A 15,022-nucleotide genomic window follows, 5' to 3' on the forward strand; every position below is an offset into this window, starting at 1 on the left:
CTGTGATTTGAATTTGGACGAACGTCCGACCTATAGCAAGCCTGCCGCTTTCTGGTAAGAGCGGATTCGCTGGGATTTCTGGAGGACCTGATGTCCGCGATGCCGACGCGCGACCGCATTCTCGACGCTGCCGAACGGCTTTTCGCCGAGCGCGGTGGCGCCGATGGCGCCTCCATGCGCGATCTTGCGGCTGCGGCGGGGGTGCGGCTCTCGCAGCTCAGCTATCATTTCGGCTCGAAGGAGGCGCTTTACCGCGCCGTCTTCGCTCGCCGGGCGCATGCCTTGGCACTGGCGCGCGCGCAGGCACTCGGCGAGGCCTTGGCCCGGTCGGCGCTCGACATCGACGAGATCGTTGCCGCCTTCATCGGTCCGTCCGTCCGCCAGCGCTTTACTGAAGGGGTGCAGGGCGCGGCTTTCGCGCTGATGACGGCGCGCGAGGCTGTCGACCCGCGCGAGGCGGCGCGCGGCGTCCTCGCCGAGCATTTCGACCCGACCGCAAGGCAGTTCCTCGCCGCGCTCGGCAAGCTCTACCCGCAGGCCTCGGACGGCGCTTTGGTCGACGCTTATCTCTTCATGGTCGGAGCGCTGGTCATGACCATGGCTGCCGGCGACCGCGCCATGCGACTCGATCAGGCGCGCGATGCCGTGCCGGTGGTCGAAAATGCCGAGCAGTTGCTGCAGCGCCTGACCGGCTTCTGCGCCGCCGGCATCGACGGCTTGCTGCGGGGCCGCTGAGCCGGCCTATTCAGTCGGACAAGGGAAAGTGGGTCAGATCATGCGCCGCGAGATCATCGAAGTTCCCGTCATCTCCGAGGCGATCCGCCGGCTCGGCGCGCCGACCTCGGCACTGGCCCGCGTCGGCGACCTGCTCTTCACCTGCGGCATGCCGCCGATCGACACCGTGACCGGCGAGGTCGTCAGTGGCGATATCGAGACACAGACGCGCGCCGCGATGGAGGCACTTGCCGTCACCTTGCGCCATGGCGGTTCCTCGCTCGATGCGGTCGTCAAGGCGACGATCTTCGTCACCGATCCCGCGCTGATGGCCGGCGTCAACGCGGTCTACCGGACCTATTTCAGCGATGGCTTCCCGGCCCGGACCAGCGCCGCGATCCGGCCCTGGCCGCTGCCCTTCGACATCGAGATCGAATGCGTCGCCGCGATCGGCTGACGTTCACACTGGGTGGAACCGTCTTTCCGGGGCAGCCCGAAGGGCTGCGCCCGGAATCCATGAACACGAAGCCATGAGGATGGGCGCGGCGATGGCGCGCAATCCTGCTCCGCCGGTGTTCATGGGTTCCGGGCCCTTCGCTGCGCGATGTCCCGGAAAGACAGCGTGCTAACGGTCCGCCCGCGCCACCACCGTGTGAAGCAGCACGTTGAGGCCAGGCTCGAGATCATCCGGCGTGCAGAGCTCCTGATTGTTGTGGGTGATGCCGCCCTTGCAGGGCGCGAAGATCATCGTCGTCGGCGCATGTCGGGCGACGAAATAGGCATCGTGCCCGGCCTGGCTGAGGATGTCGCGCGTGCGGTAGCCGAGACCGAGCGAGGTCGAGCGGACCTGCTCGATCAGTTCCTCGGCGAAGACCTTGCCGCCCCAGTTCCAGACGTCGAGAATCTCGGCCGTGCAATCGGCCCGCGCCGCCGCCTCATGCACGGCGCGGCGCACGCGCTCGGCCATCACCGCAGCAGTTTCTGGGTCGGCATGACGGACATCGCAGGTCGCCTGCGCCCAGTCGGAGAGGATGCCCGGCTTGTTCGGCCAGGCCACCAGCCGCGAGGCTGTCGCCTTGCCGCCGCTGCCGGCATGCTCCCAACCGAGATCGTCGACCGCGACCAGCAGGCGCGCCCCGGCGATCAGCGCGTTCCTGCGCCGCTCCATCGGCCACGGGCCGGTATGGGCGGTTTCGCCTTTGAACTCGACCAGCATGCCGGTGCTGGAAAAACCGCCGGTGACGACGCCGACCTGCATGCCCTCGCGGTCGAGGATCGGCCCCTGCTCGATATGGAACTCGACATACGCATCGAACGGATGCGGCGCCGGCTCCATCTCGCCACGATAGCCGATCCGATCGAGCTCCTCGCCGATCGTCCTGCCGTCATCGTCGCGCCGGCCCAGCGCCCAGTCGAGCGTATAGGCGCCGGCGAAGCAGCCCGAGCCGACCATGGGCGGCGAGAAGCGCCCGCCCTCCTCATTGGTCCAGTTGACGACCTCGATCGGCCGTTTCGTGCGGTGGCCGAGTTGGTCGAGCGTACGGCAGACCTCCAGCCCGCCGAGCACGCCGGCGATGCCGTCGAAGCGCCCGCCATTCACCTGCGTGTCGAGATGGCTGCCCATCACCACCGGCGGCAGGCTGTCGTCCTGCCCCGCCCGGCGCGCGAAGATGTTGCCGATGCCGTCGATGCGTACGCTCAGGCCCGCCTGCCGGCACCAGGCGATGAAGACATCGCGCACCTCCCGGTCGGCATCGCCGAGTGCCAGCCGCGACAGACCGCCCGGCCGGCCAGTGCCGATCTCGCCGGAGCGTTCGATCGTCGTCCAGAAGCGCCCGATATCGATGCGCGCGGTTGCTGGCAGGCCCATGAATGTCCCCTGATCCCAAGCGCTGAGGGCGCCGCTTCGAGAGCCACAATCGAGGCGGCGGCCCGCTCCTGGCAAATCGATATTGGTGATGGGTTTCTCCGGTCCGGGTGGAACGGATGGGCACACGCTCCGGTATGCCATCGGCGCAGAAGGCGCTTGACAGGTGCGCATGCGAAGTGGAATGATTATTCTATTGAATATCAAAAACGGTTTTTTTGTTTCGTTTTGAATGAAGCGCAGAGTTGGCGGCCGCGCTCGAAGTGCGTCCTCCCTTCTTCGCCATCCAGGCAGTCCGCGACGCTTCGCGGCCCGCCAAGTCGCCCGAAAACCGGCCGATCGAACCTGATCGGACCGACAACGAAAAGCGGGGAACATCCCCGCAAGGGAGGATGAGATGAAGCGGTTTCTCGCAGGAATGATTGCTGTCGCCGCCATCGCGGTCGCCGGTGCGACGCCGAGCGTCGCCCAAAGCACCAGGATCATCGTCGTCAGCCATGGCCAGGCCGCGGACCCGTTCTGGTCGGTGGTCAAGAACGGCGTCGCCAAGGCGGCGGCCGATCTGAAGGTCTCCGTGGATTATCGTGCGCCTGAGACCTTCGACATGGTGGCGATGAGCCAGTTGATCGACGCCGCGGTGAACCAGAAGCCGGCCGGTCTCATCGTCTCGATCCCCGACGCCTCGGCGCTCGGCCCCTCCATCCAGAAGGCCGTCGCCGCCGGTATCCCGGTGATCTCGATGAACTCCGGCTCCGACGTCTCGAAGAAGCTCGGCGCCCTCCTGCATGTCGGCCAGGACGAGTTCGACGCCGGCAAGGCCGCCGGCGAGAAGCTCGCCAGCATGGGCGGCAAGGTCGGCGTCTGCGTCAACCACGAGGTCGGCAATGTCGCGCTCGACCTGCGCTGCAAGGGCTTCGCCGAAGGCTTCAAGGGCAAGGTCACGACCCTGCCGGTCTCGAACGATCCGTCCGAGATCCGCTCCAAGGTCAAGGCGGCGCTCTCCGATGCCAGCGTCGACACGGTGATGGCGCTGAGCGCCTCGCTCGGCGGCGAGCCGACCCTGGCGGGCGTCAAGGAAGCCGGCAAGATCGCCACCGTCCGCGTCGCCACCTTCGATCTCTCCGCCAACTTCCTCAAGGCGATCGCGGCGGGCGAGGCGGCCTTCGGCATCGACCAGCAGCAGTTCCTGCAGGGCTATCTGCCGGTCGCCTTCCTGGCGCTCAACGCCGAATACGGCCTCGTCCCCGGCGGCAATGTCCCCTCCGGCCCGAACCTCGTCACCAAGGAGAAGGCGGCCCAGGTCGTCGACCTCTCGGCCAAGGGCATCCGCTGAGTGAGCCGCAGCGGCGCGCCCCGCGCCGCTGCGCTCCTCCCGGACGGTTCAGAAGCTCAGGAGGCGCGCCATGACGACATCGACCGCCGATCTCGCCGCGGGCCCGTCCCGTTCCGCTGACCCGGCCGCAGAAGCTCGTGACGAACGGCTGCGCCGCGTCTCGCTGATCGCCCGGCTGATGCGCCGGCCCGAGCTCGGGGCCGTTGCCGGCCTTGTCCTGGTGACCGCCTTCTTCGGCCTCACCGCCAACCCGGCGATGTTCACCCTCGCCGGGGTCATGACAGTGCTCTCGCCGGCATCGCAGCTCGGCATCCTCGCCATCGCGGCGGCGCTCTTGATGATCGGCGGCGAGTTCGACCTCTCGATCGGCTCGATGATCGCCTTCGCCGGCCTGGTCTTCGGCGCGCTGATCGTCGTCGGCGACCTGCCGCTGCTGGCGGCGATTGTCGCGACCTTCGTCTTCGCCGGGCTGATGGGTGCGGTGAACGGCCAGATCGTTATCCGCACGCGCCTGCCTTCCTTCATCGTCACCCTCGCCTTTCTCTTCATCCTGCGCGGGCTCTCGCTGGTCGGGCTGAAATGGGCGACGGGCGGCTCGACGCAGTTGCGCGGGATCGGCGACAAGGCGGGACCGGGCGTGGTGCGCGAGCTCTTCTCCGGCCAGGCACTGGAGGGGCTGTTTGCCTGGTTGGCGCAGGCCAATCTGATCGCCAAGTTCCCGAACGGCACGCCGACCGTGACCGGCGTTCCCGTCGGGGTCCTCTGGTTCCTCGCCATCGCCGCGCTCGCGACCTATGTCCTGCTGCGCACCCGCTTCGGTAACTGGATCTTCGCCGCCGGCGGCGATCCCAATGCCGCCCGCAATTCCGGGGTACCGGTAAACATGGTCAAGACGACCCTGTTCGTGCTGACCGCCTGCGCCGCGACTCTCGTCGCCATCCTGACCGTGCTCGATGCCGGCTCGACCGATGCCCGCCGCGGCTTCCAGAAGGAGTTCGAGGCGATCATCGCCGCGGTGATCGGCGGCTGCCTCCTGACCGGCGGCTATGGCTCGGCGGTCGGCGCCTTCTTCGGCGCGATCATCTTCGGCATGGTCTCGATCGGCCTGACCTACACCAGCTTCGACAGCGACTGGTTCCAGGTCTTCCTCGGCGGGATGCTGCTGCTCGCCGTGCTGTTCAACAACTTCATCCGCCGCAAGGCGACAGGGGAGCGCTGAGCATGACGACAGCTCCGGAACAGGCCCCGCTCATCGAGGTCCGCGACATCGTCAAGCATTTCGGCTCGGTGATCGCGCTCTCGGGCGTCTCGCTCAAGGTCTCGGCCGGCGAGGTGCTCTGCCTGCTCGGTGACAACGGCGCCGGCAAGTCGACGCTGATCAAGACGCTCTCGGGCTGCCATCGGCCGAGCTCGGGCGAGTTCCTGGTCGAGGGCCGGCCGGTCGCCTTTTCGAGCCCGCGCGATGCGCTCGATGCCGGCATCGCCACAGTCTACCAGGACCTGGCGATGATCCCGCTGATGTCGATCACGCGGAACTTCTTCATGGGACGCGAGCCGATCCGCGGCTTCGGCCCGCTGAAATGGATCGATTTCGACCTCGCCCATGCGGTGACGCGCGACGAGATGCACAGGATCGGCATCGACATCCGCGATCCGCACCAGGCGGTCGGCACGCTCTCTGGCGGCGAACGCCAATGCGTCGCCATCGCCCGCGCCGTCTATTTCGGCGCCAAGGTGCTGATTTTGGACGAGCCGACCTCGGCGCTCGGTGTAGCCCAGACCTCGATGGTCCTGAAATACATCAACCTCGTGCGTGCCAAGGGCCTCGGCGTGATCTTCATCACCCACAATGTCCGCCACGCCTACGCCGTCGGCGACCGCTTCACCGTGCTCAACCGCGGCAAGACGCTCGGCACCTACGCAAAGTCCGGCATTGCCATGGACGAATTGCAGAACCTGATGGCCGGCGGCAAGGAGCTGCAGGCGCTCTCGGCCGATCTCGGCGGCACGGTCTGACGGTTCAAAGCCACTTAGTCCTGACGCTGTCATCCCGGGCGACCGTAGGGAGACCCGGGATCCATTCCGGAACGCTTCAGGAATGGATCCCGGATCGGCGCGGCTTCGCCGCTTGTCCGGGATGACTCGATATTTTGTGACGAGGAAAGGATGTCTGCATGCGCGCGCTCGGCGTCGGCCTGATCGGCACAGGCTATATGGGCAAGTGCCATGCGCTCGCCTGGAACGCCGTCGCTCCGGTCTTCGGCGACGTGCCGCGTCCGAAGCTCGCCGTGCTCTGCGAGGTCGACGAGGCGCTGGCGGCGCAGCGGGCCGGCGAGTTCGGTTTCACTGAGGCGACCGCCGACTGGAAGGCGCTCATCGCCCATCCCGATGTCGACGTCGTCTCGATCACCACGCCGAACGCCTTTCATGCTGAGATGGCGATCGCGGCGCTTGAGGCCGGCAAGCATGTCTGGTGCGAGAAGCCAATGGCGACCCACCTCGGCGATGCTGAGGCCATGCTGGCGGCGGCGAAGGCGGCCGGCACCGTCGCCGCGCTCGGCTACAACTACATCCAGAACCCGGCGATCCGGCTGGCCAGGCGCCTGATCGCAGATGGTGCGATCGGCCCGGTCAACCATGTTCGCGTCGAGATGGACGAGGATTTCATGGCCGATGCCGGTGCGTTCTTCTCCTGGAAGAGCGAGGCCGCCTCCGGTCATGGCGCGCTCGACGATTTTGGCGTGCATGCGTTTTCGCTGATCAAGGTGCTGGTCGGCGAGGTCGATTCGGTGATGGCCGACATGGCCAGGCCCTATGCGGAGCGCCCGCTCGCAGTCGGCGGCAATCGCGCGGTCGAGACGCACGATATCGCCACGCTAATATTGCGCCTCTCCTCCGGCGCCTCCGGGCTCGTCGCGCTCAACCGCTCGGCCTGGGGCCGCAAGGGCCGGATCGCCCTGCAGATCTTCGGCGCGAGGGGCACGATCGCGTATGATCAGGAGCGGATGAACGAGATCGAGCTCTACACCGCCGAGGGTGCCGGCGATCTCCAGGGCTTCCGCCGCATCCTGACCGCCCCGGCGCATGAACCTTATGGCCGCTTCATCCCGGCGCCTGGCCATGGTCTGGGCTTCAACGAGCTCAAGATCATCGAATGCCGCGAATTGCTGCGCGCCATTGCCGGCGAGCGCGCCCATCTCCTCGATTTCGAGGTCGGCCTGCGCATCGAGCGCACGGTCGATGCCGTGGCCACGAGCTTCCGTGAGGGACGCTGGACGACGATTTGAACGGCGGCCACCGCTGTGGCGTTGGACGCGCCCAAGAAAACGGTTAGGGATATCGTTCGTATACGAACGAGGATCAGCAATGGCGCGACCAAGCAGTGCGGCCGAGGCGCCCGAGCCTGCCGACGAGAGCTATGATCTCGCCGAGCAGGTCGGCTTCATCATGCGTCAGGCGGCGCAGCGCCATGTCTCGATCTTCAACGAGATCATGGGCAGCGACCTGACGCCGACGCAATGGGCGGTGCTGGCGCGGCTCTATCAGGATGGCGGCTCCTCGCAGAACCTGCTCGGCCGCCAGACCGCCATGGACGCCGCCACGATCAAGGGCGTGGTCGACCGGCTGCTCAAGCGCAAGCTGGTCCAGACCAAGCCCGATCCCGAGGATGGCCGCCGGCTCATCGTCGAGCTCAGCCCGGCCGGCGTCGACTACACCCGCGAATTGCTGCCCAAAGCCGAGACGGTGACGAAGGTGACGCTGGCCCCGCTCGCCACCAACCAGCGGGCGACGCTGATCGCCTTGCTGAAGCAGCTGCGCTGAGGCTCTTTAGGTCAATCCACACAAACGCTGGTCATCCCGGGCGACCGAAGGGAGACCCGGGATCCATTCCTGAACCTTTCCAATTGGCGTTCCGGAATGCATCCCGGCTCTGCGCCGCTTCGCGGCTTGGTCGGGATGACTTGGGCTTGGGTTTTCGCGACGCAACTAACTGATCACGTAGCAGTCGCAGCTCTCCGCCATCGCCTTCGCCTCATCGAGGTCGCTCGAGGCGCTGGCGTGGATGGCGAAGAGCGGATCGCCGACGGCAACCGTGTCGCCGATATGACGGCGCAGGTCGATGCCGGCCGCCTTGTCGAAGGGCGCACCGGCGCGCCGCGCGATGCCCGCAACCGCCCAGCCGTCGATCTCGCTGACCGTGCCAGCCTTGGGCGAGCGCACCGTATGGACCAGCAGACCGGGCATGACCGGCGGTTCGCGCCGGCCTTGCGCATCGATGATCTGCTCGAAGGCGGCGCGTGCCGCGCCGGAGCGCAGCAGCTCCTGCGCCCGCGCGCGGCCGGCCGCGACCGAGCCCAGAGCCGGGTCCCAGCCGAGGATGCGGCTGGCGAAGAACAGCGCTTTCTCGACGAGGTCGGCCGGTGCCTGCGGGTCGTTGTCGAGCACCCAGCTGACATCGCGGCATTCGAGCGCCGGGCCGATGCCGCGCCCGATCGGGCGGCTGCCATCGGTCGGGAAGGCGTTGACGACGAGGCCGAGCCCGGCTCCGACCGTCTCGAACAATTGTGCGAGTTCGGCCGCCTCGGCCTCGCTCTTCAGCTTGGCGCGCGGGCCATAGGGCAAGTCGACGATGACATGAGTCGAGCCGGCCGTGAGCTTCTTCGACAGGATCGAGGCGACCGACCAGCGGTTCGAATCGATGCCGAGCGGCCGCGTGATCGCGTTCATCACGTCGTCGACGACGGAATGGTTGAGCCGCCCGTTCCAGGCGATCGAGCCGCGCGCCTTTTCCACGCAGGCGCGCAGCTCGGCTGGATTGAGCTCGACGCGGGCGAGTGCCTCCATCGCATCGGCCGTGCCCGCCGCCGAGGTGATGGCGCGCGACGAGGTCTTGGGCATCAGGAAGGCGCCATGCGCGGCGACGATCGGCACCACGATCAGCGTGATCCGGCTGCCGGGAATGCCGCCCATCGAATGCTTGTCGACGACGATCCTGTCGGGCCAGGTGATCTTTTGCGCGAAGCGCGTGCGCACCCGCGCCAGCGCAACGACCTCCTTGTCGGAGAGCTTTTGCGTCGCTGCGACCAGGAAGGCCGCGACCTCGCCATCAGGATAGCGCGCCTCGACGATGTCGCGGATCAGCGTGTGGTATTGCTCTTCCGAGAGCTCGCCGCCCTGGATCTTGCGGGTCAGCGCTGCCCGGCTCTCGGGCGAGGGCGTGCGCCGGAGCGTGACCTCGCTACCCTCTGGCAAACCGAGCTCGTCGAAGGCCTCGGCGGACAGGCCGATCTCGTCGCCGGCGAGCAGAGAAGGCAGGTCGATGACCTGTACGTCCGAACGGGTGCTGGCTGTGGTTCCCGAAATCTCGATCCGGCCCGGCCCGAGATAGTCGAAGCCGTTGACGATCTCGCCCTTGGCCGGGAGGTAGGCGCAATGCGCTCGGCCGGCGAAGAGCGGCAAACGGCGCAGGCGCATCGTGTTGGCGGCGGCCTCGACCGCCGCAATGAAACGCTCGACGCCGATCTCGACGCTCTGATCGTTGCAGATCGTTGCCGCCCTAATCCCTTCCGGACGAGGCTCGACCGTGCGCGACAGGCGCTTCTCGATAGCCTCGCCGCTCTCGCGCCCGCGCCCGGCGATACGGGCGGCGAGCACTTCGGGCGGCGCGGTCACCTCGACGACGACGAAGCGCGGCAGGCTGTTGGCGAGCGCCGCGATCGTGGCGCGTGAGCCGTTGGCGATGACGTTGCGGCCGGCCTCGATCAGGCGCTTGAGCTCGGCCGGCAGACCGTAGCGCAGGCCATGGGCGCCCCAGGTGATCAGGAAGTCGCCCTTGGCCTCGCGCGCGTCGAAGGCCTCGTCCGTCGCCGCCTCATGGTCCTCGCCTGGCGAGCCGGCCGGGCGGGTGACGACGCGCCGTGCGAAGACATAGCGGCCGGTCGGCTCCAGCAAGGTGCGGGCGCCGTCGATCAGCGAGTCCTTGCCGGCCCCGCTCGGGCCTACGATCAGGAAGAAGGTGCCGGGCCGCATCGTCCGCTCAGGCTTCGTCGAGGCCGATATCCACCGCCGGCGCCGACTGGGTGATCTTGCTGGTCGAGATGTAGTCGACACCGGTCCTGGAGATCGGGCCGATCGTGTCGATGTTGATGCCGCCCGAGGCCTCGACCTTGGCGCGGCCGGCGATCAGCTCGACCGCCCTGGTCATGTCGGCGACCGACATGTTGTCGAGCATGATCACGTCGGCGCCGGCTTTGGCCGCCTCTTCCACCTGCTCGAGCCGGTCGCATTCGACCTCGAGCTTGGTCAGCACCGGCAGCTTCTTGCGGGCGCGCTCGACGGCGGCGGTGATGCTGCCGCAGACGGCGATGTGGTTGTCCTTGATCATCACGCCGTTATCGAGGCCGAGGCGGTGGTTGAGGCCGCCGCCGCAGGTCACGGCGTGCTTTTCCATCATGCGCAGGCCCGGCGTGGTCTTGCGGGTGTCGATCAGGCGCGCCTTGCTGCCGGCCATGGCGGCGGCATAGCGCGCCGTCTCGTTGGCGATGCCGGAGAGGCGCTGGGCGATGTTGAGCGCGGTGCGCTCGGCGGTGAGCACGCTGCGGGCGGCGCCCTCGATCTCGACCAGGATCGCGCCCTTCTCGACCTTGTCGCCGTCCTTGACCAGCACGGTCACCTTGAGCTCGGGATCGTAGCGCTTGAACACCCGGGCGGCGATCTCGACGCCGGCGACGATCATCGGCTCGCGGGCGTTCATCTGGAACTTGCCGGTCTCGCCGGGCTCGATCATCACCTGGACGGTGAGATCGCAGGCGCCGATGTCCTCGATCAGCCAATGGTCGATCAGGCGATCCGTGGCGAAGCTGTCATACATGGCAGGCCCTCTCTCCCGCGGCGACGCCGCTCGAAACATGTTTGTATGCAAACAATAGCAGCGGGGAAATTTGGCTGTCAATGCGCCATCGGAACCGTGCTTGCAACCGGCAATCGCGTCATGGCGAGGTCATCTCCGCCGGGTAGAATCCGGCGTCTTTGCGGCCGCAAGCAATCTTGTATGCAAGAATGCTCGGCTCGACACCCTTCCCGACTGAGTGACGGACGCCAGCTTGGCTGTGATGGCCGGGCCTTGCGATCAACCTCACCCGTCATTCCGGACAAGCCGCGTCAGCGGCGCAGCTCCGGAATCCATCGTAGAGCGCCGGAGTCCTACGATGGGTTCCGGCGCTACGCTTCGCTGCGGCCGGAATGACGGGGGAGGTTGATCGAACGGGCCACGAGGAAAATGTGCCGACCATGAGATCCGGTCTAGATTGGGCCGCCATCCGCTCGCCTCGCCTTGTCTTGACTTGGTCTAAGAGGCGCGCCAGTATCGTTTGTACACAAACAAAATCCAAACACCCGCTTTGCGGCGAGGATCAAGCATGGCGCTGGACGAAGCGAGCCCGGTCGCGGACGACAAGATCCGCTGCGATGCCTGCCCGGTGATGTGCTTCATCAAGCCCGGCGCCGTCGGCGCCTGCGATCGCTACGGCAATGTCGAGGGCGAGCTGGTGCGGATGGAACCGCATGTCGTGCTCGAGCGCACGCTGGAGCATGGCGGCGAGGTCGTTCCCTTCGCCGGGTCACGCGAATGGGAAGGCGAGATCGTCCACCAGCAGGGCACCTTCATCACAGCGATCGGCGCCGGCACGACCTATCCCGACTACAAGCCGGCCCCGTTCATCGTCTCCTCCGAGGTCGACGGCGTCGACATGGTCACCGTCGTGACCGAGGGCATCTTCAGCTATTGCGGCGTCAAGGTGAAGATCGACACCGACCGCTTTCTCGGCCCCGAGCAGGCGACGGTGCGCGTCGAGGGCGAGGCGATCGGCCACGTCACCACCGGCGAATACGGCTCGCAGATGCTCTCGCTCGGCGGCGTCCACCATCTCACCGGCGGCTCGAAGAAGGAGGGCCGCGTCACCTGCGACGCGCTGCTCCAGCTCAGCAATGGCAAGGCGGTCGAGCTCACCATCGACGAGGGCGAGACGGTCATCGTCCAGGCCGGCAAGCCGCCGATCGTCAACGGCATCCAGGAAAGTCGCATGCGCGTCGGCTGCGGCTCGGCGACGATCGGCATCTTTGCCAAGCAATGGCATGGCAAGGTCGACGAGGTCGTGGTCGTCGACGACCACATCACCGGCGTGCTTTCCGAGCACCAGGCCGGCAAGCTGCTCGGCATGGCGGGAACCGGCATCAAGCTGAAGGGCCGCCGCTCGACGCCCGGTCGCTATTTCCAGGTGGCGCAGCCCGGCACCGGCTGGGGCGGCACCAATATCAGCGATCCGCTCACCATTCTTGGCCCGTTCGATCCCAAGGTCGCCTATCCCGGCCTGCGCCTGCTGATGGTTTCGACCACCGGCGAGCACGCCGCCTATTACGAGCTCGACGAGAACCTCGTGCCGGTCGAGACGCAGATGCCGCAGCCGCTGGTCGAGCCGGTCGAGCGCATCGCCGAGAATTGCGAGCCGGCGCTCTCGACCGTGCTGTTCATCGGCGGGGCCGGCGGCTCGCTGCGCGCCGGCGTCACCGAGAACCCGGTGCGGCTGACCCGCTCGGTCAAGGACGCGCTGACCTATGTCACCTGTGGCGGTGCGCCCGTCTATATCTGGCCGGGCGGCGGCATCACCTTCATGGTCGACGTCACCCGCCTGCCCGAGAACGCCTTCGGCTATGTGCCGACGCCAGCTTTGGTCGCGCCGCTCGAATTCACCATGAGCCGGACCGACTACGAGGCGCTCGGCGGCCATATGGACGCGATCCAGCCGCTCGCCTCGCTCAAGGGCGGCAGCCAGCTGCGCCTGCCGCAGCGTCCGGACAATCCCTGGCCGCTGGCGCCCGAGCAGCCGCGCCGCTCGCTCGGCTAGGGCGATGTGGGAGAAGCCCTCCGCACGTATCCTGCCGGATGGCAGGCGCCTGCTCCTGCAGCAGGGGCCGATCGATCTCGTTATCGAAGCCGTCGGGGAGCAGGACGCGGTGAAGGCTGCGCACGAGGCGGCCATCAGCCGCTTCGACGGCCTGCTCGCCGAGCTCTGCGAGGAGTTGAAGCTGCTGCGGACGGCGGTGAGCCGTACGAGTCCGCTGCCACACGGGCCGGTGGCCCGGCGCATGTATGCGGCGGTCAGGCCTTTCGCCATCAGCAGCTTCATCACGCCGATGGCCGCGGTCGCCGGCTCGGTGGCGCAGGAAATCCTTGGCGTGATGTGCCAGGCCGCGCCGCTCGCGCGCGCCTATGTCAACAATGGCGGCGACATCGCCCTGCACCTTGCAGCCGGCGAGCAGTTTCGCATCGGGCTGGTGAAGCGCCCCGACCGGCCAGAGTTCTTCGCCACTGCGACGATCCGGCCCGAGGACGGCGTCGCCGGCATCGCGACCTCAGGCTATCCCGGTCGCAGCTTCTCGCTGGGGATCGCCGAGGCGGTGACTGTGCTGGCGCCCACGGCTGCCATGGCCGATGCTGCCGCGACGGTGATCGCCAATGCGATCGACTTGCCCGGCCATCCCACTATCGAGCGCCTGCCGGCCAACTCCATCCAGGTCGACAGCGATCTCGGCGAGCGACTGGTCACCCGCCATGTCGGGCCGCTTGTCTCCGGCGAGATCGAAACCGCACTCGCTGCCGGCCTCGCCGAGGCGGAGCGTCTGCGCGCAGCAGGCCTGGTCGTCTCGGCCGCCATGCATCTGCAGGGCGTGAGCCGCACGCTCGCCAGCCCTATGATCGTTCAAGAAGACCCCGAGAGGAGACTTGCCCGTGCCTGAGATCGTCGTGCGAAAATACGCCGTGACCGTGGAAGAGATTTTTCACGAGGGCGGCCCGGCCGCTGCGGTGCCGCTGAAGCGCGGCGCGGCGCTGGCCGTGATCGCCAACCCCTATGCCGGCCGCTATGTCGAGGACATCCAGGGCTTCATGGACGATCTGAAGCCCTTCGGTTTGGCAATGGCGCAGCGCCTGCTCGCGGCAATGGGCGGCGACGTCAAGGCGATCCAGGGCTATGGCAAGGGCGCCATCGTCGGTGCCGCCGGCGAGCTCGAGCATGGCGCGCTCTGGCATGTGCCGGGCGGCTACGCCATGCGCGAACTGCTGGGCGATGCCAAGGCGATCGTGCCCTCGACCAAGAAAGTCGGCGGCCCCGGCACGCGGCTCGACATTCCCGTCACCCACGTCAACGCATCTTATGTCCGCAGCCATTTCGACGCCTTCGAGATCGGCATCACCGATGCGCCTCGGGCCGATGAATTGCTGTTCGCGCTGGTGATGACGACCGGCTCGCGCATTCACGCCCGCGTCGGCGGCCTCAAGGCGAGTGAGATCAAGGGCGAGGACGGCCTGCGATGAAAGCCAGGATCCGCAAGATCGTCACGGTCGTCGACGAGACCCACACCGAGCTTGGCCGGCCGGTCTCGCCGCCGATCCGCCGTGCCGCTGCGGTCGCCGTGATCGCCAATCCATTTGCCGGCAAGTATCAGGATGATCTCTCCGAGCTGATCGATATCGGCGAGGAGCTCGGCGATCTGCTCGGCCGCCATGCGCTCGCCGCGCTCGGCATCGAGGGCGAGGCGGTCCAGGGTTATGGCAAGGCCGCCGCCGTCGGCGAGGATGGCGAGCTCGAGCACGCCGCCGCGATCCTGCATCCCAAGCTCGGTGCGCCCCTGCGCAAGCTCCTCGGCAAGGCGCCCGCGCTGATCCCGTCCTCGAAGAAGCGCGGCCCGCTCGGCGTCGTGCTCGACGTGCCGCTCGGCCACAAGGCGGCCGCCTATGTCCGCAGCCATTTCGACGGCATGGAGGTCCGGATTTCGGATGCACCGCGCGCCGGGGAGATCGTCGTCGCGGTGGCGCTCACCAGCGGCGGCCGGCCATTACCACGCGTCGGCGGACTGACCCATACCGAGGCGAAGGGCGAGGACGGCCTGCGGTAGAAACTCTTGCTTCGCCCATGACAATAGGGCGCGGGGAACCCTCTCCTGTAAGGAGAGGGCAGGGTGAGGTGTAGGCCGTTGGACCAGTGCCGCGAGCGCTGACCGCGCGGCCGGGTTCAAGCCAACGATTCCGCTCCCGAACACCTTGTAACTCT

14 protein-coding genes are annotated in these 15,022 nt (G+C 67.3%); 11 read left to right on the forward strand and 3 right to left on the reverse strand.

Annotated elements, in window-relative coordinates:
• The first annotated feature begins 90 nt into the window (after positions 1 to 90).
• Positions 91 to 735, forward strand: a complete 645-nt coding sequence (locus tag B6S44_RS22280; RefSeq protein WP_129159074.1) for a TetR/AcrR family transcriptional regulator — start codon at positions 91 to 93, stop codon at positions 733 to 735.
• 40 nt (positions 736 to 775) lie between these two features.
• Positions 776 to 1,171, forward strand: a complete 396-nt coding sequence (locus tag B6S44_RS22285; RefSeq protein ID WP_129159105.1) for a RidA family protein — start codon at positions 776 to 778, stop codon at positions 1,169 to 1,171.
• A gap of 168 nt (positions 1,172 to 1,339) precedes the next feature.
• Here the strand turns inward: B6S44_RS22285 and B6S44_RS22290 are convergent, their stop codons facing one another.
• Entirely contained in the window at positions 1,340 to 2,584 is a 1,245-nt protein-coding gene (locus B6S44_RS22290) for a Zn-dependent hydrolase (RefSeq protein ID WP_129159075.1), read from the reverse strand.
• Between the two features lie 394 nt (positions 2,585 to 2,978).
• On the opposite strand from B6S44_RS22290, the gene B6S44_RS22295 reads away from it, so the two are divergent.
• The 5 genes from B6S44_RS22295 to B6S44_RS22315 all read left to right on the forward strand — a co-directional run bounded on the left by B6S44_RS22295 (position 2,979) and on the right by B6S44_RS22315 (position 7,736).
• Positions 2,979 to 3,914 (forward strand): sugar ABC transporter substrate-binding protein, encoded by a 936-nt coding sequence (locus tag B6S44_RS22295; protein ID WP_129159076.1) that lies wholly within the window; start codon positions 2,979 to 2,981, stop codon positions 3,912 to 3,914.
• Between the two features lie 70 nt (positions 3,915 to 3,984).
• A complete protein-coding gene (locus tag B6S44_RS22300; protein WP_129159077.1) occupies positions 3,985 to 5,133 on the forward strand; it encodes an ABC transporter permease in 1,149 nt (382 codons plus the stop codon).
• A gap of 2 nt (positions 5,134 to 5,135) precedes the next feature.
• On the forward strand, positions 5,136 to 5,930 hold the full coding sequence (locus B6S44_RS22305; protein WP_129159078.1) for an ATP-binding cassette domain-containing protein: 795 nt from the start codon (positions 5,136 to 5,138) through the stop codon (positions 5,928 to 5,930).
• A 158-nt stretch (positions 5,931 to 6,088) separates the two neighbouring features.
• Complete coding sequence (locus tag B6S44_RS22310; protein ID WP_129159079.1) at positions 6,089 to 7,201, forward strand: Gfo/Idh/MocA family protein; 1,113 nt, start codon at positions 6,089 to 6,091, stop codon at positions 7,199 to 7,201.
• 79 nt (positions 7,202 to 7,280) lie between these two features.
• Positions 7,281 to 7,736: a MarR family winged helix-turn-helix transcriptional regulator gene (locus B6S44_RS22315; protein WP_129159080.1), complete on the forward strand. Its 456-nt coding sequence runs from the start codon at positions 7,281 to 7,283 to the stop codon at positions 7,734 to 7,736.
• A gap of 165 nt (positions 7,737 to 7,901) precedes the next feature.
• On the opposite strand, the gene phnN is transcribed toward B6S44_RS22315, so the two are convergent.
• Both phnN and nadC read right to left on the reverse strand, forming a co-directional pair.
• A complete protein-coding gene (gene phnN, locus B6S44_RS22320) occupies positions 7,902 to 9,944 on the reverse strand; it encodes a phosphonate metabolism protein/1,5-bisphosphokinase (PRPP-forming) PhnN (RefSeq protein ID WP_129159081.1) in 2,043 nt (680 codons plus the stop codon).
• A gap of 7 nt (positions 9,945 to 9,951) precedes the next feature.
• Complete coding sequence (gene nadC / locus B6S44_RS22325) at positions 9,952 to 10,785, reverse strand: carboxylating nicotinate-nucleotide diphosphorylase (protein WP_129159082.1); 834 nt, start codon at positions 10,783 to 10,785, stop codon at positions 9,952 to 9,954.
• 547 nt (positions 10,786 to 11,332) lie between these two features.
• Between nadC and B6S44_RS22330 the strand changes: the two genes are divergently transcribed.
• Genes B6S44_RS22330 through B6S44_RS22345 form a run of 4 tightly spaced genes read left to right on the forward strand, consistent with a single transcriptional unit; the run spans position 11,333 to position 14,867 of the window.
• Positions 11,333 to 12,817: a 6-hydroxynicotinate reductase gene (locus B6S44_RS22330; protein WP_129159083.1), complete on the forward strand. Its 1,485-nt coding sequence runs from the start codon at positions 11,333 to 11,335 to the stop codon at positions 12,815 to 12,817.
• Positions 12,818 to 12,821: 4 nt separating this feature from the next.
• Positions 12,822 to 13,709 carry a UPF0280 family protein gene (locus B6S44_RS22335; protein ID WP_129159084.1) on the forward strand — a complete coding sequence of 296 codons (888 nt, stop codon included), beginning with the start codon at positions 12,822 to 12,824 and terminating at the stop codon, positions 13,707 to 13,709.
• Positions 13,702 to 14,286, forward strand: coding sequence for an amino acid synthesis family protein (locus tag B6S44_RS22340; RefSeq protein WP_129159085.1), 585 nt, complete (start codon positions 13,702 to 13,704; stop codon positions 14,284 to 14,286). The genes B6S44_RS22335 and B6S44_RS22340 overlap by 8 nt, the downstream gene beginning before the upstream one ends.
• Positions 14,283 to 14,867 carry an amino acid synthesis family protein gene (locus tag B6S44_RS22345; RefSeq protein WP_129159086.1) on the forward strand — a complete coding sequence of 195 codons (585 nt, stop codon included), beginning with the start codon at positions 14,283 to 14,285 and terminating at the stop codon, positions 14,865 to 14,867. The genes B6S44_RS22340 and B6S44_RS22345 overlap by 4 nt, the downstream gene beginning before the upstream one ends.
• Positions 14,868 to 15,022: the final 155 nt, after the last annotated feature.

This window comes from Allobosea sp. Tri-44, from assembly GCF_004123845.1.
Lineage (GTDB): Bacteria > Pseudomonadota > Alphaproteobacteria > Rhizobiales > Beijerinckiaceae > Allobosea.